Origin of the sequence: Denitromonas halophila, from assembly GCF_007625155.1 — a bacterium.
Lineage (GTDB): Bacteria > Pseudomonadota > Gammaproteobacteria > Burkholderiales > Rhodocyclaceae > Nitrogeniibacter > Nitrogeniibacter halophilus.
In genome coordinates this window covers 48,068-67,782 of sequence record NZ_VMNK01000014.1, presented here as the reverse complement: position 1 = coordinate 67,782, position 19,715 = coordinate 48,068, and the positions used below count along the sequence as shown (strand labels likewise).

The window sequence follows — 19,715 nt, the reverse complement described above, 5'->3', positions numbered from 1 at the left end:
CTCAAACCGGATTTCATGACATCACCTGACTCCCCCACCCTCGCACTGACCCGCGAGCTGATCAGCCGCCGCTCGGTCACGCCGGAAGACGCCGGCTGCCTCGACCTGATCGCCTCGCGCCTCACGCCGCTCGGCTTCACCCTGGAGCGCATCGACCGCAACGGCGTCTGCAACCTGTGGGCGCATCGCGGCAGCAGCGGCCCGGTGCTGTGTTTTGCCGGCCATACCGATGTGGTCCCCACCGGCCCGGTCGAGCGCTGGGCGTCCGACCCCTTCACCCCGACCGAGCGCGACGGCAAGCTGTATGGCCGTGGCGCGGCCGACATGAAAGCCTCGCTGGCCGCCTTCGTGACCGCCATCGAACGCTTCGTCGGCGCGCACCCTGATCACCCTGGCCGCATCGCCTTGTTGCTCACCTCAGACGAAGAAGGCGACGCGACCGATGGCACCGTTGCCGTCGTTCAGGCTTTCGAAGCACGCGGCGAACGCATCGACTACTGCATCGTCGGCGAACCGACCTCGGTCGAGCGGCTTGGCGACATGGTCAAGAACGGCCGTCGTGGCAGCCTGTCGGGCAAGCTCGTGGTCAAAGGGATTCAAGGACACATCGCCTACCCGCATCTGGCGCGCAACCCGATCCACCAGGCCGTGCCCGCGCTGACCGAACTCGCCGCCACCGAATGGGACGCCGGCAACGAATACTTTCCGCCCACCAGCTGGCAGATCTCCAACATCGCCGGCGGCACCGGGGCGAGCAACGTCATCCCCGGCACGATGGAAGTGCGCTTCAATTTCCGCTTTTCGTCGGCCTCCACCGATGGCGGCCTCAAGCAGCACGTGCACGACATCCTCGACAAGCATGGCCTCGAATACAGCCTCGACTGGAACCTCTCCGGCCAGACCTACCTCACCCCGCGTGGCACCCTGGTGGACGCGGTCACGCGTGCCATCCAGACCGAATGCGGCATTGCGGCCGAGATCTCGACCACCGGCGGCACCTCGGACGGGCGCTTCATCGCCCGCATCTGCGATCAGGTCGTCGAGTTCGGCCCGGTCAACGCCACCATTCACAAGATCGACGAATGCATCGCCCTCGATGCCATCGATCCGCTCTCCGCGGTCTATGCCCGCTGCCTTGAAAACCTGCTACTGACGCCGACCTGATGAGCCACGACGAACACGATCACGACCACGAAGACCACGACCACAGCGGCCCGCTGGTCGAACTGGTCACCCTGCGTGACTGGCTGCGTTACGCCGTCACCCGCTTCAATCGGGCGCAACTGTTTTTCGGCCACGGCACCGACAACGCCTGGGACGAAGCGGTTTACCTCATGCTGCACACCCTGGCCTTGCCGCTCGACCGGCTCGAGCCCTTCATGGACGCCTGCATTCCGCTCGACGAACGTGAAACGCTCCTTGAGATCATCGACCGCCGCGTCGAATCGCGCATGCCTGCCGCCTACCTGACCGGCGAAGCCTGGCTGGCCGGCTACCGCTTCAAGGTCGACCCGCGGGTCATCGTGCCACGCTCCTACTTCGCTGCCCTGCTCGCCGACGGTCTGTCACCGTGGATTGACGACCCGGAGACCGTCACCCGCGTGGCCGACGTATGTACCGGCTCCGGTTGCCTCGCGATCATGATGGCGCACACCTTCCCGAACGCCGAGGTCGACGCGGTCGACCTGTCCGCCGATGCCCTGGCCGTGGCCACCGACAACGTCGCGGATTACGGGCTTGAAGCGCAGGTGCATCTGCACCAGGGCGACGCGCTCGCCCCGCTGGCCGGACAACGCTACGACCTGATCCTCAGCAATCCGCCCTATGTCACCGCCGAAGCAATGGCCGCCCTGCCTGCAGAATACCTGCACGAGCCCGAAATGGCGCTGGCCGCCGGTGACGATGGCCTCGATGTAGTGCGTTCGCTGATCGCCCAAGCCCGTGCGCACCTCAATCCTGGCGGCCTGCTGATGGTCGAGGTCGGCCACAACCGTCATCTGGTCGAAGCGGCGTTTCCCGATCTACCGCTGACCTGGCTGTCCGACGATCACGCCGAAGACATGGTCTTCCTGCTGCGCGAAGATGAACTGCCGTGAGCCCCTGGAGAGAGCAGCCCGCTGCCCGACGGGCTTGAGATGAAGGCGAGTCCCGACGCCGAGATGGTGTTGCGCTGATGAACCCGCGACGGTTTGCACCGACCCGCTTGCGCATCGCCTTGATCGGGCTGGTCATCACCATCCAGTGCCTGACAATTCTTGGCATTGCGCTGGCGAGCTGGCAATGGCTCACCCCCGACGCCATCGGGACACCGGCCGACTACGATCGCTACTGGCAACGCATGCTGCTCGTCGGCGGAATTGCCGTCGTCCTGTCCGGACTGATCGTCGCACTCGCCACCACGCCACTCATCCGCCGCCTCCAACGCCTTCGCGAAGCCGGAAAGCGATTCGCCAAAGGACAGCTCAAGGTCCGCATCCAGGACGATGCCCCGGACGAAATCGGCGAACTCGGCCGCAGTTTTGACCAGATGGCCGAGCAGCTGGCCTATCAATTCAAACGGATGCGTGGCAAGGATGCCCGCCTGTCACTGGTCATTGAAGGCACCTCGGACGGCATCTGGGACTGGGACCTGCTGGCCAACGAGGTGTACTTTTCACCCCGTTTCCGCAAATTGCTCGGCTATACCGACGAAGCCGAATTTCGACGCGGCTTCTTCTTCTCGACCGCCTTGCACCCCGACGATCGGGAGCGCGTGCTCTCGGCGCAATACGCCCACCTCGAACACAAGAGTCCATTTGACGAGTCCTATCGGCTGCGCTGTCGCGATGGCAATTACCGCTGGTTTCGCGGACGCGGACAGGCGCGCTGGAACAAGGAAGGCAAAGCCGACCGCTACGCCGGCTCGATCACCGACATCCAGGCGCAAAAGCAATCCGAAGCGGCCCGACGGGAAAGTGAAGAGCGCCTCTACTACGCCATCCGCGGCTCGTCCGACGGTATCTGGGACTGGAACCTGCGACTCGAGCGCTACTACATGTCGCCGCGCTACAAGCAGCTCCTCGGCTATCGCGACGACGAACTGCCCAACCAGCGCGACAGCTTCCTCGCGCTGATTCACCCCGACGATCGCGAACGCATCGAAGCGGCCGTAACATCGCACTTCACAACGCGCGACCCCTACGACGTGGCGTGCCGGCTCCGCCACAAGGACGGCAGCTATCGCTGGTTCCGCCACCGCGGCGAAGCAGTGTGGGATGACGCGGGCGACGTCGTCCGGTTCGCTGGCGCGAGCAGCGACATCACCGAGCAACGCCAGGCGCAGGAGAGCATTCGCGCGCTGTTGACCGAGAAGCAGGCGATTCTGGACAACGTGCCAGTCGGCATCGTGTTCGTCGAGAGCCAACGCATTGCCAACGCCAATCAACGTTTTCTTGAGTGGTTTGCGTCATCGGGCGAATCCGTCTCTGGTGAGTCCCTGGCGCAACTCGGCTTGCAGAGCCTGCAACTCGCGGCCGGTGAATCACAAGTCACGCGCGAGATGCAGCTGGCCCGCCACGACGGCGTTCGACGCTGGTTTTATGTCACGGGGCGCCTGATCAAGCCCGACACGCCCGACGCCGGCGCCTTGTGGATCTTTGCCGACACCACCGACCTGAAAACCACCAGCGCGGCCTTGCGCGACGCCCACGGACTGTCCGATGCGGTCGTCAAGAGCCTGCCCGGCGTGTTCTTCCTGCTTGAGGCCAGCGGCCGCATCCTTCGCTGGAACCACAACCTGGAAAACGTGACCGGCACCCCCGCCGAGCAGATGGAACACCTCATCATCCGAAGCCTGTTCCACCCGGATGATCGCCTCAACTTTCAGAGCGCCTTGATGCAAGCCCTGCGCACCGAGCACGCCACCATTGACGCGCGCTTGAGTGCAACGGACGACGCGGGCATTCCCTACGTATTCACGATCATTCGGGTTGAGCTGCAAGGGGTGAGCCATCTGGTCGGTGTTGGCGTCGACATCAGCAAACGGCTGGCTGCCGAACGTGAAGTTCAGGCGCTCAATACGGCACTTGAAACACGCGTACGCGAGCGCACTGCCGAGCTGACCGTCGCCAACCAGGAACTCGAATCCTTCAGCTATTCGGTATCCCACGATCTGAGCGCGCCGCTACGGGGCATCGACGGTTTCTCGCGCATGCTCGAAGAGGACTATCGACCGCAGCTCGACCCGAACGCGCTGGGCTACCTGCAGCGCATTCGCAGCGCCACTCATCGCATGCAGCAGCTCATCGACGATCTGCTCAAACTCTCGCGTGTGACACGCGACGAGATGCGCCGGTCAGATTTCAACCTGGCAACACTTGTCCACGACATCGAAGCGGAGCTTCGACAGGAGCAGCCAGAGCGTAGCGTCTCACTCAGCGTGCCAGATGAGCTTCCGGTGCATGGTGACCGCAGCCTGCTTCGTATCGCCATGAGCAATCTTATTCGTAACGCATGGAAATTCACGAGCCAGAACCCGTCCGCAAGACTGGAAATCGGTTGCTTGCAGCAAGATGGCGAGACGGTGTATTTTGCCAAGGATAACGGCGCAGGTTTTGACATGCGCTATGCCAGTAAACTGTTTTGCGCTTTTCAGCGCCTGCATCGCGAATCGGATTATCCGGGCACCGGCATTGGACTGGCCACCGTCAGCCGGATCATCCATCGCCACGGCGGCCGCGTCTGGGCCGACGCCCAGGTCGGTCGCGGCGCCACCTTTTTCTTTACCCTCGGCTGATTCCCCTGCCGAGTTCAGGAGTATGCATGCCTACCGAGCGCCCTATTCTTCTCGTTGAGGACAACCCGGACGATGAAGCTCTTACCTTGCGGGCCTTCAGCAAAAACAAGATCCCCAACCCGGTCGTGGTCGCGCGCGATGGGGTCGAGGCACTCGACTACCTCTTTGGCACGGGTAGCCACGAAGGGCGCAAGAACAACCCGATGCCGGCAGTCATTCTGCTCGACCTGAAATTGCCGCGTATCGACGGCCTGGAAGTGCTGCGCCGAATTCGCGCCAACGAGGCGACGGCGCTCTTGCCGGTGGTCGTACTCACCACGTCAAAAGAACAACAGGACATCACCGAAGCGTATCGCTTGGGTGCGAACAGCTACATCCGGAAGCCGGTCGACTTCGAACGCTTCATCCAGGCGGTGGGCCAGCTCGGCGTCTATTGGCTGTCGCTGAACGAGTCCTCAGAGCCTGCACCCGGCACCGGCGCCTGATCGGGTATCGAGGTCGCGCTCAGGCGAGCTCGTCGATCCAGGCCTGCTGAATGCCTTCGAGAATCCGTTCGCCACAGCGAGCCGGATCGTCATTGAACTCGGGCAGCGCAAGCACCCAGTTCATCAGATCGACAAAATTCACCTTGGTCGGGTCCACCTCGGGGTGGGCGTCCGACAGCTGAATGGCAATCTCTTCGACTTCGGTCCACTTCATCCGTGTTTGCCCTCGCTGACCATATTAATGGTGTATTTCGGAATCTCGACCGTCAGCGGCGTGTCTCGAACGAGTGCCTGACAGGACAACCGCGAGGTCGGCTCCAAGCCCCAGGCACGATCGAGCAGATCGTCTTCGAGCTCTTCCGCACCCTCGAGCGAAGCATAGCCCTCGCGCACAATGACGTGACAAGTTGTGCATGCACAGCTCTTTTCACAGGCGTGCTCGATAGAGATACCATTGGCGAGCAGACTGTCACAGATTGACGTCCCCGGACTGGCCTCCAGCACCGCCCCTTCCGGGCACAACTCCACATGCGGCAACACGACTATCTGCGTCATTTCAAACCTTCAGTTCATTGATCTTGTGGCCGGCCAGCGCCGTCCGAATACTTTTGTCCATGCGTCGCGCCGCGAATGCGTCGGTCTGTCGGCTCAAACCATCAAGCGCCTTGCGCAGTGCCTTGGCATCGGTCTCGGCGACCGCCTGGCGCAACGCCACCATGGCCGCGTCGACGCCTGCGCGCTCCTCGGCGTCGAGCAAGACACCGTCGGCCAGCAAGGCTTGTTGCACGGCTTCGAGCAGGCGCTCACCTTCCACCTGTAGCTCACGCACCGCGCGCGCCTTGGCGTCTTCACCGGCGTTGTCAAAACCGGCCTTGAGCATGTCCGCAATCTCGTCGTCAGCCAGACCGTAGGAGGGCTTGACCACCACCTGCGCCTCGACACCGGAGGACATCTCACGGGCCGTCACGGCCAGCAAGCCATCGGCATCCACCTGATAGCTCACTCGAATGCGTGCTGCACCGGCCGTCATGGGGGGAATGCCGCGCAACTCGAACCGCGCCAGTGACCGGCAGTTTGACACCAGCTCCCGTTCGCCCTGCACCACATGAATGGCCATGGCGGTCTGGCCGTCCTTGAAGGTGGTGAATTCCTGCGCCTTGGCAATCGGGATGGTCGAATTGCGCGGAACGATCTTCTCGACCAGGCCGCCCATGGTTTCAATCCCGAGCGACAGCGGAATCACGTCGAGCAGCAGCCAGTCATCGTCGGCGGTACGATTGCCCGCCAGCACGTTGGCCTGCATGGCCGCACCAAGCGCGACCACTTTGTCGGGGTCGAGATTGGTCAGCGGCGACTGGCCAAAGAACTCGCCCACGGCCTGCTGCAGATGCAACATGCGGGTCGCCCCGCCAACCATCACCACGCCCTTGATCTCATCCACCGACAGATCTGCATCGCGCAAGGCCTTGCGCACCGGGGCCAGGGTTTTATTGACCAGCGTGCGGGTCATCTCGACAAAGGTCTCGCGTGTGAGCGTCAGATCGACCTCATCTCCGGTACTCAGTGTCACTCGAACCTGCGCTTCTTCTTCGGTGCTCAAGCGCTCCTTGGCACGGCGAGCCAGCGCCTGGAGACGACGCGCATCGCTGTCCGACACCGGCGCAACACCCGATTGATCAAGAATCCAGCAGAACACGCGGTGGTCAAAATCATCGCCGCCCAACGAGGCGTCGCCATTGGTCGCCATGACCTCGAAGACGCCACGCGAGAGCTTGAGAATCGAAATATCGAAGGTGCCACCGCCCAGATCGTAGATGGCGTAAACGCCTTCCGAGGCGTTCTCAAGACCGTAGGCCACCGCCGCGGCAGTGGGCTCGTTGAGCAGCCGAAGCACATTCAGACCGGCGAGCCGCGCGGCATCTTTGGTCGCCTGACGCTGGGCGTCGTCGAAATACGCCGGCACGGTAATCACGGCCCCCACCAGCGAACCACCCAGGCTGGCTTCGGCGCGCTCGCGCAGGTGCTTCAGAATCTCGGCGGAGACTTCGACCGGCGTTTTGACGCCAGCGGCCGTGCGGAAGCGCAGCATGCCTTCGGTGTCGACAAAGTCGTAAGGCATCGACTCGATATGGGTCACGTCCTTGACGCCACGGCCCATAAATCGCTTGACCGACACCAGCGTGTTGCGCGGGTCATCCACCTGAAACGCCTGTGCGCCGCGCCCCACCAGCGTCGTGCCGTCGCGCGGGTAATGCACCACCGAGGGCAGCATCGAGCGACCTTCGGCGTCATTCAAGCAGACGGAGATCCCGTTTCGCACCGAGGCGACCAGCGAATTGGTCGTGCCCAGGTCGATGCCGACCGCGAGACGATGCTCATGCGGTGCGGTCGATTCGCCGGGTTCTTGCAGTTGTAGCAAAGCCATCAGTCTTCCAGCGCTTCGAGCGCATCGTCGATTTCTATCTGGAGTTTTTCGATGAACATCAGACGGCGTACGGTATCGGCCGCGAGTTCGCCATCGGTCACATCCTCGGCGAGTTGGCCCGATAAATTCTGATGAAGCTCACGCTCATGCAGGTCGAGACGCTGGCGCATGTGTTCGAGGTCGCTCACATCGCCGCCCTCGCGGGCTTCTTCAACGCCCTCGCGCCATTCCATCTGCTCCATCAGGAAGGCGGGCGCCATCGCGGTATTGGTTTCGATACCGGCGTCTACGCCGCGCAGCGACAACATGTAGCGCGCGCGCAGCAGCGGCTTGCGCAGCGTTCGATAGGCTTCGTTGACGTGTGTCGCCCACTGCATCGAAACGCGCTTTTCAGCGTCCGAGCGGTGGGCGTGGCGATCAGGATGCACCTGTGCCTGGCAGTCACGATACGCCTGCTCCAGGCGGTCCTTGTCGATATCGAAGCCTTGCGGCAAACCAAACAGCGAGAAATAGTCTTGCTGAAGATCCATAAATCAGACGCCTCAGCAAAAATCAGACATTAAAGCTCTCGCCGCACCCACACTCGTCCTTGACGTTGGGATTCTTGAACTTGAACCCCTCATTGAGACCTTCGCGCACGAAGTCGAGCTCGGTGCCGTCCATGTACGGCAGGCTCTTCGGGTCGACCAGCACCTTCACCCCGCGACATTCGAAAATGATGTCTTCAGGCGCGGCCTCGTCGGCGAATTCGAGCTTGTACGCCATGCCGGAACAACCCGAGGTTTTGACGCCCAGGCGGATACCAACGCCCTTGCCACGTTTTTCGATAAAGCGCGCCACATGATCCGCTGCGCGCTCAGACAGAGTGATTGCCATCGACCGACTCCTTATTCGCCTTTAGCTTCCTGGTGCTTGCGATAGTCCGCCACCGCGGCCTTGATCGCATCTTCCGCCAGGATTGAGCAGTGAATTTTGACCGGCGGCAGTGCCAGCTCTTCGGCAATTGCCGTGTTCTTGATATCCAGCGCCTCGTCGAGGGACTTGCCCTTGACCCATTCAGTCACCAGCGAGCTGGACGCGATCGCCGAGCCACAGCCATAGGTCTTGAACTTCGCGTCTTCAATCACGCCTTGGCCATTGACCTTGATCTGCAGCTTCATCACGTCGCCACAGGCCGGCGCGCCGACCATGCCGGTGCCCACGCCAGCTTCGTCCTTGGCAAAGGCGCCGACGTTGCGGGGGTTTTCGTAGTGATCCAGCACTTTTTCGCTATAAGCCATGTTCTATTCTCCTGTCAGCTCAGTGGGCCGCCCACTGCACGGTATTCAGATCCACCCCTTCCTGCACCATCTCCCACAGGGGCGACAATTCACGCAGTTTGCTGATCTTCCGATGCAACAGGTCAATGGTGAAATCCACTTCTTCTTCTGTTGTGAAACGCCCGATCGAGAAACGGATCGAACTGTGCGCCAGCTCATCGTTCCGACCCAGCGCGCGCAGCACGTACGAGGGCTCCAGGCTGGCCGAGGTACAGGCCGAACCGCTCGACACCGCTACATCCTTGATCGCCATGATCAGCGACTCGCCTTCCACATAAGCAAAGGAAATGTTCAGGTTGTGTGGCACACGCTTGGCGATATCGCCGTTTACGTAGGTGGCCTCGATGTCGGTCAGGCCGTTCATGAGTTTGTCGCGCAGCAGACCGATACGCTCGTTCTCGGTCGCCATTTCTTCGCGTGCCAGGCGAAAAGCCACGCCCATGCCGACGATCTGGTGCGTTGCCAGCGTGCCCGAGCGCATGCCGCGCTCATGACCGCCACCGTGCATCTGCGCGATCAGGCGCACCCGGGGCTTGCGACGCACATACAGTGCACCGATGCCTTTCGGGCCGTAGGTCTTGTGCGCCGAAAACGACATCAGATCAACCTTCAGCTTCTGCAGATCGATGTCGACCTTGCCTGTGGCCTGAGCCGCGTCCACATGGAAGATGATGCCGCGTTCGCGGCAGATCTCGCCAATCTCTTCGATGGGCTGAACCACGCCCACTTCGTTATTGACCATCATCACCGACACCACGGTGGTGTCGTCACGCAGCGCGGCGCGGAAGGCATCGAGATTCAGCAGACCGTCTTCCTGCACGTCCAGATAGGTCACCTCAAAGCCCTGGCGCTCCAGCTCGCGGCAGGTGTCCAGCACAGCTTTGTGCTCGGTCTTGAGCGTGATGATGTGCTTGCCCTTGCTCTGGTAGAACTGGGCCGAACCCTTGATCGCCAGGTTGTCGGATTCCGTTGCGCCGGAGGTCCACACGATTTCCTTCGGATCGGCATTGACCAGCGCCGCCACATCGGCACGCGCCAGTTCGACCGCCTTTTCGGCTTCCCAGCCGTAGGCGTGGGAGCGGCTCGCGGGGTTGCCAAAATGCTCGCTCAGATACGGGATCATCGCCTCGACCACACGCGGGTCGATCGGCGTGGTCGCCGAATAATCGAGATAAATCGGGAACTTCAACATGCACTCTCTCCGTCCGGGCCATCGCAGCCCACTCGTTTTCTGTTCAGTCAGCTCGCCATGGCCGTCAGGCCACGCAAGGTATTCAATTCATTCGACAAGGCGCCAACAAAGCGGCTCACCTCGTCCGGTGTTGTCGCCCGGCCCACGCTGACGCGAATCGCGCCACGCGCCATCTCGGGCGCCACCCCCATCGCCAGCAAGGTTTTCGACGGCTCCGGATTTGCGCTGGAGCACGCCGAACCGCTCGCGCACGCAAACCCCGCCCGGTCCAGCTTCCCGACCAGCGTCTCGCCATCGACACCTGAAAAAGCAAAAAAGCTGGTGCCCGACAAACGCGTCGCATCCGCGGAAAACACCGTTGCGCCCAGGCTGCCAAGCCCTTGTTCAAGTGCGGCCTTGAGCTGTGCCGCGTGCGTTGCGTCAGCTACGCGGCGTGATTCTGCCAGTTCACAGGCCAGACCAAAACCCACAATTGCAGCAAGGTTTTCTGTTCCGGAGCGTAATCCACGCTCCTGACCGCCGCCATCGATCAACGGCGCGAGCTCAACGCGCTTGTCGACAACCAGCGCACCGACGCCGATCGGGCCATAAATCTTGTGGGCCGACACGGTCAGCGCATTCACGCCCAGCGCCCGAAAATCGACCGCCACCTTACCCAGCGCCTGCACGGCGTCGGTATGAAAACGCGCACCCCGCGCCTTCGCCATCGCGGCCAGGGACGCAATATCCTGAAGCACGCCGGTTTCGTTGTTCGCCAGCATGACCGACACCAACTGCGGACGCGCCGACAGCTTTTCGGTGAAATCGGTCATGTCGATCACGCCTTGCGCATCGACACCCATTTCATCAAACACCCAGCCCTGCTTCACCAACCGACGCGCCGATTCCCTCACGCACGGATGCTCGATCGCGCTCACGGCCACGCGGCCCGGCTTGAGCATGGCGGCCGCGCCCTTGAGGAACAGATTGTTCGCCTCTGATCCGCCACTGGTGAAGATCACCTCTGTCGGATGCGCACACAGCGCCGCGGCCACTTGCGCACGCGCGGTGTCGATCGCTGCGCGCGCATGGCGACCGTATTCATGACGACTCGACGCGTTGCCGAAGCGCTGGCCAAGATACGGCAACATGGCTTCGCGCACCTGCGGATCAAGCGGCGTGGTCGCGTTGTGATCGAAGTACACCGGGGCAAACATGGTCTGCAAACTCAGATCGATGCCGATTCGCTGTCGCTCACCCGGGGACGCTTGAGCACCATCACTTTCTCTTCACTGCGATTGGCCGCTTCCCGCGCCTGATGCGCGGTCACCAGACACTGCAGGCTGACCGAATCGAGGTAATCGAACATGCGGCGATTGAGGTTGGTCCACAGGTCGTGGGTCATGCAGCGGTGTTCATCGTGGCAATTTTGCTTGCCGCCGCACTGCGTCGCATCCAGGGGCTCATCGACGGCGACAATGATGTTCGCCACCGTCAATTCCGCCATCGGCTTGGCGAGGCAATACCCGCCACCAGGGCCACGCACGCTGGACACCAGATTGTGGCGACGCAATTTGCCAAAAAGCTGCTCGAGATAAGACAACGAAATACTTTGTCGCTCAGCGATGCCTGCCAGCGTTACCGGCCCTCCATCCTGGCGCAGCGCCAAGTCGATCATTGCGGTCACGGCGAACCGGCCTTTGGTCGTGAGTCTCATTGCAATGCCCTCGCAGCTCGAATACCTGAATTATCTAGTCGACAATACAGTACCCGACTACTTCGATCAACTATTACCCTCCGCCTAATCCACCATTTTTCCGAGGCGTTCCGCGTCGAAGCTGTCAGCCGATTCACCGTCGCCGTTCACAGATACGCCCGCCGCTTCAAGTCGCTGAATCATGAGCGCCAGACGCCGATCGGTTTCGACCGCATGATCAAGCAGGCCATGAATTGCTTTAGCCATCGGATCGTCCATATCGCGAGTCACACCGTAGGCCGAAAAGCCCATGGCTTCGGCCTTCTGCTCACGCGCGTCGTCGCGCTCACGGTCGATAATCCGCGCCGGGTTGCCGACCGCGGTCGCGCCTTCGGGCACCGGCTTGACCACCACCGCATTGGAGCCCACCTTGGCGCCGTCGCCCACGGTAAAACCGCCGAGCACTTGTGCGCCCGCGCCAATCACCACGCCTTTGCCGAGCGTCGGATGCCGCTTGGCACCGCGATACAGCGAGGTGCCGCCCAGCGTGACGCCTTGATAAATAGTGCAATCGTCGCCGAGCTCCGCCGTTTCGCCAATCACCACACCCATACCGTGATCAATGAACACACGCCGACCGATCACCGCGCCCGGATGAATCTCGATACCGGTGAGCCAACGGCTGATATGGCTGACAAAGCGGCCAAGCCAGTAGAGCTTTCGGGTCCACGCTGCGTGAGCGAGACGATGGAACATCAGAGCATGCACGCCGGGATAACAGGTCAGCACCTCGAGCGCAGAGCGTGACGCGGGGTCACGGCTCATGACACTGTTGATATCTTCCCGCAAGCGACTGAACATGCGCCCCTCCAAAGATTTGGCAAACGAAAGGCGCCCACCTTCGCGAGCGCCCAAAAAAGTCCGACTATTTTAATCGACTTTACGCTGAAGCGCACTGAGGATGCCGCGCAGAATTCCCACCTCTTCCTTCTCCAGCCGCACCCGGCCAAACAAGCGACGCAGTCGCGGCATCAGCTTTCGTGGATTGGCCGGATCGTGGAATCCGCTCTCGATCATTGCCTGCTCCAGGTGGCCGTAAAAGCCTTCCACCTCACCGAACTCTGCGGACACGCCAGCACCATCCGGCGCCTCGGGACGCACCAGGCAGGCCATCCGCATCTCGTAGCACAGGATCTGCACCGCAGCGGCCAGATTGAGCGAGCTGTACTCGGCATTGGCCGGGATCATCACCGGCAGGTGGCACAAAGCCAGTTCTTCATTGGTCATCCCGCTGGATTCGTTGCCAAACACCAGGGCCACATCGCCTTGCGCCGCGTAACGGGTGACCGTGCCGACCGCCTCGCGCGACCACTGCATGGGCAAGGACAGTTCTCGACGCCGCGCCGTCATGGCGGCGCTGAACACCGTGCCCGACAAGGCTTCTTCGAGTGAGCCGACGATCTGAGCGTTCTCCAGCACATCGTTGGCACCCGAGGCGCGCGCGGTGGCAATCTCGCTCGGAAAAACATGGGGGCTGACCAGCACAAGGCGGGACAAGCCCATGGTTTTCATTGCGCGTGCCGCCCCGCCGATATTGCCGGGATGGCTGGTGCGTGTGAGCACAATACGCACACGGTCAAGCAGACTGGCTTCATTCATACTAGAATTTGTGGTTTTTCAATTTTTGCGAACGGGCACATGCCTGTTCAACGGACTGTAATGCATCCCATCCTCACCATCGCCGTCAAGGCCGCTCGCCGCGCGGGCACGACCATCAACCGCGCCGCCAGTGATATCGACCGTATTCGTGTCGAGACCAAAGCCGCCAACGATTTCGTTACCGAGGTCGATCGCGCCGCGGAAGCCGCCATTATCGAAGTGCTGCTCGACGCCTACCCGGGGCATGGGATCTTAGCAGAAGAATCCGGCCAGGCCGCCGGCAATGCCGACAGCGAATACCAGTGGATCATCGACCCGCTCGACGGCACCACCAACTTCATTCACGGCTTTCCGCAGTACGCGATTTCGATCGCCCTGGCGCGCGAAGGCGTGGTCGAGCAGGCGGTGGTTTACGATCCGGTGCGCAACGAGTTGTTCACCGCCTCGAAAGGCCGTGGTGCCTATCTGAATGAGCGCCGTATCCGCGTGTCGCGCCGTACCAAGCTGGCCGACTCGCTGCTCGCTACCGGCTTCCCGTTCCGCGAGCTCGACAATATCGACGCCTATCTCGGCATGTTCCGCGAGCTGTGCCAGAAAACGGCCGGCATCCGCCGCCCTGGCGCGGCATCTCTCGATCTGGCCTATGTTGCCTCGGGTCGTGTTGATGGTTTCTGGGAAATGGGTCTGTCGATCTGGGACATCGCCGCGGGCGCCCTGCTGGTGCAAGAGGCCGGCGGCCTGGTCAGCGATCTATCCGGCGAATCGGACTACCTCAACACCGGCAATATCATCGCCGCCACGCCCAAGGTCTTCGTCCAGATGCTGCCCATCATTCAGGCCCACCGCCCTGTTGGCATGACTGCCTGAGGGTGTCTGCGCCCATGAACACCGCGCTCCGCTCGGCGGAGGGGCACACCCCCATGATGCAGCAGTACCTCGCGCTCAAAGCGCAGTACCCGGCGCTGCTGCTGTTTTACCGGATGGGCGATTTCTACGAGCTGTTTTTTGAAGATGCCGAGAAAGCCGCCCGTCTGCTCGACATCACCCTGACCACCCGCGGCAAGTCGGCCGGCGAGCCAATCAAGATGGCGGGCGTGCCCTACCACGCGGTCGAGCAATACCTGGCGCGGCTGGTCAAGATGGGCGAGTCGATCGTCATCGCCGAGCAGGTCGGCGACCCGGCCACCACCAAGGGCCCGATGGAGCGCGCCGTGGCGCGCATCGTCACCCCCGGCACGGTCACCGATGCGGCCTTGATGGACGACCGGCGCGATGCGCTGCTGCTGTGCGCCCATGTGCATCGCGGCACCCTGGGTCTGGCCTGGCTCAACCTCGCCAATGGTGACCTGCGCCTGCTCGAGTGCGCGCCAGAGCAACTGCAAACCCAGTTCGAACGCCTGCGCCCCGCCGAGGTGCTGATCTCTGACGCCCTGCGCCTGCCGCTGATCGAGTCGCTCGCCCCGGCCTTGCAAAAAATGCCGGACTGGCAGTTCGATGGCGCCAACGGCGCACGACTGCTCACCGCGCATCTGGGCACCCGCGATCTGTCCGGCTATGGTGCCGACGACCTGCCCGTGGCGCTGGCCGCCGCCGCAGCGCTGTATGAATACGCCAGTGGCACCCAACAGCAAAGCCTGCGGCACGTCACCGGCATTCGGGTCGAGCACGAGTCCGAATACATCCGCCTCGACGCCGCCACCCGCCGCAACCTCGAACTGACCGAAACCCTGCGTGGCGAGGCTTCGCCCACGCTGCTGTCCTGCCTCGACACCTGCGTCACCAGCATGGGCTCGCGCTGGCTGCGCCACGCCATTCACCACCCGCTGCGCGACCGCGCCGCCGTCACCGCCCGCCATGCCGCCGTGGCCGAGTTGCTCGGCGATGCCGGCAGCGGCCCCGGCGCCAATGTGCGAAGCGCACTCAAGGGCGTGGCCGATGTGGAGCGGATCACCGCCCGCATCGCGCTGCGTTCCGCCCGCCCGCGTGATCTGTCGGCCCTGCGCGACACCCTCGCGCGCCTGCCGACGCTGTGCGCCTCGCTTACCGAGATCGAAGCCCCGGTGCTGGCCGCGCTGGCTGAGCAACTCGCCCCGCCAACGGCGGCGGCCGAGCTGCTCAGCCGTGCCATCACCCCCGAACCCTCGACCGCCTTGCGCGACGGCGGTGTGATTGCCGACGGCTATGACGCCGACCTCGACGAGCTGCGCGGCATCCAGAACAACTGCGGCCAGTTCCTGATCGAGATGGAGGTGCGCGAACGCGAGCGCACCGGCATCTCGACGCTCAAGGTCGAGTACAACCGGGTGCATGGCTTCTACATCGAGATCGGCCGCGTGCATGGCGACAAGGTGCCGGACGACTACCGCCGTCGCCAGACACTGAAGAATGCCGAGCGCTACATCACGCCCGAACTCAAGGCCTTTGAAGACAAGGCCTTGTCGGCGCAGGACCGCGCCCAGGCGCGCGAAAAGGCGCTCTACGAGACGATTCTCGATACGCTGGCGGGTGACATCCCCGAACTCCAGCGGGTCGCCCGCGCCATTGCCACGCTCGACGCACTCGCCGCGCTGGCCGAGTCGGCACGGCGTTACGATTACTGCTGCCCGGTGCTCTCCGACCAGCCCGGGCTGGAACTTGTCGACAGCCGCCACCCGGTGGTCGAGCGCCAGGTCGAAGCCTTCATCGCCAACCGCTGTTCGCTCTCGCCCACGCGGCGCATGTTGATGATCACCGGCCCCAACATGGGCGGTAAGTCGACCTTCATGCGGCAGGTCGCGCTGATCACCCTGATGGCGCATATCGGCAGCTTCGTGCCGGCTCAGCACGCCCGCATCGGCCCGATCGACGCCATCTTCACCCGCATTGGCGCCTCGGACGACCTCGCCTCCGGCCGTTCGACCTTCATGGTCGAGATGACCGAAGCCGCCGCCATCCTGCATGGCGCCACCGAGCACAGCCTGGTGCTGATGGACGAGATCGGCCGCGGCACCTCGACCTTCGACGGCCTGGCGCTGGCCTTTGCCATTGCCCGCCAATTGCTCGAAAAGAACCGCAGCCTGACCTTGTTCGCCACCCACTATTTCGAGCTCACCCGCGTCAACGTCGACTACCCGGAATGCGCCAACGTGCATCTGGATGCGGTCGAACACGGCCACCGCATTGTCTTCATGCACGCGGTCGAAGACGGCCCGGCCAGCCAGAGCTACGGGATTGAAGTGGCCGCGCTGGCAGGCATTCCGCCCGCCGTGGTGCGCGATGCCCGGCGCCGCCTGCGCGTACTGGAGAACCAATCGGTCGGCAGCAGCAGCCAGCCCGACCTGTTCGCCGCCCTGCCCGCCGACGAACCCGACGCGCCCTCACACCCGGCGATCGGCGCGCTGGCGAACCTCGATCCGGACGCCATGAGCCCGCGCGAAGCGCTTGAGCAACTCTACGCACTCAAACGCCTGGTCAGCTGAGCATGCGCCGCTTTTTCATCGCCTTGGTTCTGGCTGCAAGCGCATCGCTCGCCACGGCCGCTGAATGGCATTTCGCGATCATTGGTGACACGCCCTATACCGACGCCGAGCGCCAGTTGCTGCCTGCCATGCTGACGCAGATCGGCGAGCGCAAACCGGCTTTCATCATCCACGCCGGCGACATCAAGAGTGGCAGCCAGCGCTGTGACGACGCGATGTATCACGACCGACGCACGCTGTTCGATGCGGTTTCGGCGCCATTGATCTACACCCCCGGCGACAACGAATGGACGGACTGTCATCGCGCCAGCAACGGTGGCTACGATCCGCTCGAACGGCTGAATTTCCTGCGTGGCGTCTTCTTTGCCGACGCCAGATCCTTGGGCAAACCGCCGATGCCGGTGCTTCGTCAAAGCGATGCGAACAAGGCCGCACCCTACCCCGAGAACCTGTGCTGGGAACATGGCGGCGTTGTCTTTGCCACGCTCAACGTCACCGGCAGCAATAACAATTTCGGCAAGGCCGACACGCCGGGAGAAGAATACCGCCAGCGCCACGCCGCCAATATCGACTGGATGGCCGCTGCCTTCGCCCGCGCGGCGCAAATCGATGCGCGCCTGATCGTCCTCACCCTGCAAGGCGATCCACACTTCAAAGCCTATGCCGCTGGCAAACCAAAACGCGGCTTTGTCGACTTTGTGGACCGGCTTCGAGCACACGTGCAGGCCACCGATCGCCAGGTCATCCTGATTCACGGCGACAGCCACAACCACAAGATCGACCACCCGCTCAACGATCCGGCCGGCCAGCGCGTCGCACACTTCACCCGCATCGAGACCTACGGCGCCCCCTTCATGGGTTGGGTTGAAGTGCACATTGCTGATACACCCGGTGCGGCACGCATCACATCCCACCCGTGGGCGCCACCGCCGACAGCGCCATGAGCCGAATGCATCTGAATGGCGTCGGCGAATTGAAAGCGATCGACGTGCAGATCAGTCAACTGAAGGCGGTCTGTCATCTGACCGACACGGATGACCATATTTTCGACAGCCTGCACGTGCCGCTGAGCTTCGCGGCCAACTCACCCGAAGCCCGCGCCTGCCAGCGCCTCAAGGGGCTGTACTTCCTGCGAAGCTTCATCGGCTACCAACACCTGCAATCATTAATAGGCGACGCCGACGCGCCGCTCTTTCCCCGGACTGGATTCTGAACCAATGGAAAATCCCATTGATATCCGCGAAGAAGCGGGCGTACGTTTTCTCCATTTTGGTACCGAGTGGGTCCAAGGGGCCATGCGCTTGCGCAGCCCGCATACGCTGGAGCTGCCCTACACCCGCGAAATGATGGCCGGCCTGCTGATGCGCGAAGCCCCCTGGCCGCGCCGCGTGCTGTCGATCGGCCTGGGCGCGGGCTCACTCGCCAAGTTCATTCACCGGCAACTGCCCGACGCGATTCACACCGTGGTCGAAATCGAACCGCGTGTGCTGGCCATCGCCCGGCAGTATTTTCGTTTTCCGGCCGACGATGATCGCTTGCAAGTGCATCTGCAAGATGGTCTGGTGTTCATGGCGCAAACCGATGCGCGCTGGGATCTGATTCTGCTCGACGCCTACGACCACGACGTGCGCCAGGGGCCGCTCAATTCGATTGAATTCTATCGCTGCCTGCGCGAGCACCTGACCGACGACGGCCTGCTCTCGGCCAATCTGTTCAACCGTGGGCGCCGCTACGAGGGCACCATGGCTCGCCTGGAGTATGCATTCGACCAGCGCTCGCTGGCTTTCAACTCGGCCGACCACGGCAACATGATTGCCTTTGGCGCCGTCGGCCACCCGATTGAACTCGACGCTGCCGAACTACGCGAACGAGCGATCGCGGTGCAAACAGCGACCGGCCTGGACTTGCGCCCCACCGTCAATCGCCTGCTCGGTGCCAAAGCCGATAGCGGCGAGTGGCTGCGGCTCTAGCCGAGTACTCGCCACACCAGATGCTCAATCCGCGGCCGCCGGAGTCTCGCTTGGCAGCCACAGACAGCCGCCCTTGGTCGCCTTGGCGATGTCGGCCAAAACCGCTGCATGCTCAGCCAGTTCGTCCTCGCTGGCGCGCAACACGGTCAGCGGCGGACGGTCAGCCAGCGAAGCCGCATGCTCTTCGGTCATCGCTGCGGTGGGCGCTTCGTCGAGGCCGATGATCAGACTCTCCTGCCCGCGCGTCATCGCCAGATAGACCTCGGCCAGCAACTCCGCATCCAGCAAGGCGCCGTGCAGCGTCCGTCGGGCGTTGTCCACGTCGAAGCGTTCGCACAAGGCGTCGAGTGTGGCCCGCTTGCCCGGGTTGAGCTCCTTGGCCATCTTCAGCGTATCGATCACCCCGGCGCAGATGCCGCCGAGCCGCGGCCGGTTGATCAGCGTCAGCTCGTTGTCGAGAAAGCCGACGTCGAAGTTTGCGTTGTGAATGATCAGCTCGCCACCGCGAACAAAATCTTCGAATTCAGCCGCCACATCCCTGAATTTTGGCTTGTCGGCGAGAAACTCGTTGGTGATGCCGTGCACCTCGATGGCACCCGGATCACTATCGCGCTCGGGGTTGATGTACACATGGTAGTGACGCCCGGTGAGCTTGCGATTCACCAGTTCGACGCAGCCGATTTCAATCACCCGGTCGCCACTACGCCATTCCAGACCCGTCGTTTCCGTATCCAGCACAATCTGTCGCATATCCGCCT

The 19,715-nt window shown here is 62.7% G+C and carries 21 protein-coding genes; 9 read left to right on the top strand and 12 right to left on the bottom strand.

What is annotated here, in order from left to right; genetic code table 11:
- Window positions 1-15 precede the first annotated feature (15 nt).
- The 4 genes from dapE (at window position 16) to FHP91_RS13970 (ending at window position 5,259) form a co-directional block, all read left to right on the top strand.
- Window positions 16-1,164, top strand: a complete 1,149-nt coding sequence (gene dapE, locus FHP91_RS13985) for a succinyl-diaminopimelate desuccinylase (protein ID WP_144310180.1) — start codon at window positions 16-18, stop codon at window positions 1,162-1,164.
- Window positions 1,164-2,096: a 50S ribosomal protein L3 N(5)-glutamine methyltransferase gene (gene prmB, locus FHP91_RS13980; protein WP_144310179.1), complete on the top strand. Its 933-nt coding sequence runs from the start codon at window positions 1,164-1,166 to the stop codon at window positions 2,094-2,096. Before dapE ends, prmB begins: the two co-directional genes overlap by 1 nt.
- Window positions 2,097-2,173: 77 nt before the next feature.
- Window positions 2,174-4,774: a PAS domain-containing protein gene (locus FHP91_RS13975; protein ID WP_144310178.1), complete on the top strand. Its 2,601-nt coding sequence runs from the start codon at window positions 2,174-2,176 to the stop codon at window positions 4,772-4,774.
- 26 nt (window positions 4,775-4,800) lie between these two features.
- Window positions 4,801-5,259: a response regulator gene (locus FHP91_RS13970; RefSeq protein WP_144310177.1), complete on the top strand. Its 459-nt coding sequence runs from the start codon at window positions 4,801-4,803 to the stop codon at window positions 5,257-5,259.
- Window positions 5,260-5,278: 19 nt separating this feature from the next.
- On the opposite strand, the gene iscX is transcribed toward FHP91_RS13970, so the two are convergent.
- From iscX to FHP91_RS13915, 11 genes are all read right to left on the bottom strand, one after another.
- On the bottom strand, window positions 5,279-5,473 hold the full coding sequence (gene iscX, locus FHP91_RS13965; RefSeq protein ID WP_144173503.1) for a Fe-S cluster assembly protein IscX: 195 nt from the start codon (window positions 5,471-5,473) through the stop codon (window positions 5,279-5,281).
- Window positions 5,470-5,814 carry an ISC system 2Fe-2S type ferredoxin gene (gene fdx, locus FHP91_RS13960; RefSeq protein ID WP_144310176.1) on the bottom strand — a complete coding sequence of 115 codons (345 nt, stop codon included), beginning with the start codon at window positions 5,812-5,814 and terminating at the stop codon, window positions 5,470-5,472. Before fdx ends, iscX begins: the two co-directional genes overlap by 4 nt.
- A 1-nt stretch (window position 5,815) precedes the next feature.
- Window positions 5,816-7,684: a Fe-S protein assembly chaperone HscA gene (gene hscA, locus FHP91_RS13955; RefSeq protein WP_144310175.1), complete on the bottom strand. Its 1,869-nt coding sequence runs from the start codon at window positions 7,682-7,684 to the stop codon at window positions 5,816-5,818.
- Window positions 7,684-8,214, bottom strand: coding sequence for a Fe-S protein assembly co-chaperone HscB (hscB, locus tag FHP91_RS13950; RefSeq protein ID WP_144310174.1), 531 nt, complete (start codon window positions 8,212-8,214; stop codon window positions 7,684-7,686). The genes hscA and hscB overlap by 1 nt, the downstream gene beginning before the upstream one ends.
- 22 nt (window positions 8,215-8,236) lie before the next feature.
- Window positions 8,237-8,560 (bottom strand): iron-sulfur cluster assembly protein IscA, encoded by a 324-nt coding sequence (gene iscA, locus FHP91_RS13945; protein ID WP_144173495.1) that lies wholly within the window; start codon window positions 8,558-8,560, stop codon window positions 8,237-8,239.
- 11 nt (window positions 8,561-8,571) lie between these two features.
- The gene (gene iscU, locus FHP91_RS13940; protein ID WP_144310173.1) at window positions 8,572-8,964 is read right to left on the bottom strand and encodes a Fe-S cluster assembly scaffold IscU; all 393 of its coding nucleotides are present in this window, start codon (window positions 8,962-8,964) and stop codon (window positions 8,572-8,574) included.
- Window positions 8,965-8,983: 19 nt separating this feature from the next.
- Entirely contained in the window at window positions 8,984-10,195 is a 1,212-nt protein-coding gene (locus FHP91_RS13935; RefSeq protein ID WP_144310172.1) for an IscS subfamily cysteine desulfurase, read from the bottom strand.
- A 47-nt stretch (window positions 10,196-10,242) separates the two neighbouring features.
- Window positions 10,243-11,391 carry a cysteine desulfurase family protein gene (locus FHP91_RS13930; RefSeq protein WP_144310171.1) on the bottom strand — a complete coding sequence of 383 codons (1,149 nt, stop codon included), beginning with the start codon at window positions 11,389-11,391 and terminating at the stop codon, window positions 10,243-10,245.
- Between the two features lie 11 nt (window positions 11,392-11,402).
- On the bottom strand, window positions 11,403-11,891 hold the full coding sequence (gene iscR, locus FHP91_RS13925) for a Fe-S cluster assembly transcriptional regulator IscR (RefSeq protein WP_144310170.1): 489 nt from the start codon (window positions 11,889-11,891) through the stop codon (window positions 11,403-11,405).
- Window positions 11,892-11,975: 84 nt separating this feature from the next.
- Window positions 11,976-12,731: a serine O-acetyltransferase gene (gene cysE, locus FHP91_RS13920; protein WP_144310169.1), complete on the bottom strand. Its 756-nt coding sequence runs from the start codon at window positions 12,729-12,731 to the stop codon at window positions 11,976-11,978.
- A gap of 69 nt (window positions 12,732-12,800) precedes the next feature.
- Window positions 12,801-13,529, bottom strand: a complete 729-nt coding sequence (locus FHP91_RS13915) for an RNA methyltransferase (RefSeq protein WP_144310168.1) — start codon at window positions 13,527-13,529, stop codon at window positions 12,801-12,803.
- 60 nt (window positions 13,530-13,589) lie between these two features.
- Here FHP91_RS13915 and FHP91_RS13910 point away from each other — a divergent pair, with 60 nt between their 5' ends.
- From FHP91_RS13910 to FHP91_RS13890, 5 genes are read left to right on the top strand one after another with little or no spacing between them, the layout of a single operon-like run.
- Window positions 13,590-14,396 carry an inositol monophosphatase family protein gene (locus FHP91_RS13910; RefSeq protein ID WP_144173479.1) on the top strand — a complete coding sequence of 269 codons (807 nt, stop codon included), beginning with the start codon at window positions 13,590-13,592 and terminating at the stop codon, window positions 14,394-14,396.
- A 14-nt stretch (window positions 14,397-14,410) separates the two neighbouring features.
- Window positions 14,411-16,987 (top strand): DNA mismatch repair protein MutS, encoded by a 2,577-nt coding sequence (mutS, locus tag FHP91_RS13905; RefSeq protein WP_246116313.1) that lies wholly within the window; start codon window positions 14,411-14,413, stop codon window positions 16,985-16,987.
- 2 nt (window positions 16,988-16,989) lie between these two features.
- Window positions 16,990-17,931 (top strand): hypothetical protein, encoded by a 942-nt coding sequence (locus FHP91_RS13900; RefSeq protein WP_144310167.1) that lies wholly within the window; start codon window positions 16,990-16,992, stop codon window positions 17,929-17,931.
- On the top strand, window positions 17,904-18,200 hold the full coding sequence (locus tag FHP91_RS13895) for a hypothetical protein (RefSeq protein WP_144310166.1): 297 nt from the start codon (window positions 17,904-17,906) through the stop codon (window positions 18,198-18,200). Before FHP91_RS13900 ends, FHP91_RS13895 begins: the two co-directional genes overlap by 28 nt.
- A gap of 4 nt (window positions 18,201-18,204) precedes the next feature.
- Window positions 18,205-18,957: a fused MFS/spermidine synthase gene (locus FHP91_RS13890; protein ID WP_144310165.1), complete on the top strand. Its 753-nt coding sequence runs from the start codon at window positions 18,205-18,207 to the stop codon at window positions 18,955-18,957.
- 24 nt (window positions 18,958-18,981) lie between these two features.
- Here the strand turns inward: FHP91_RS13890 and dnaQ are convergent, their stop codons facing one another.
- Window positions 18,982-19,707, bottom strand: a complete 726-nt coding sequence (gene dnaQ, locus FHP91_RS13885; RefSeq protein WP_144310164.1) for a DNA polymerase III subunit epsilon — start codon at window positions 19,705-19,707, stop codon at window positions 18,982-18,984.
- Between the last annotated feature and the right edge of the window lie 8 nt (window positions 19,708-19,715).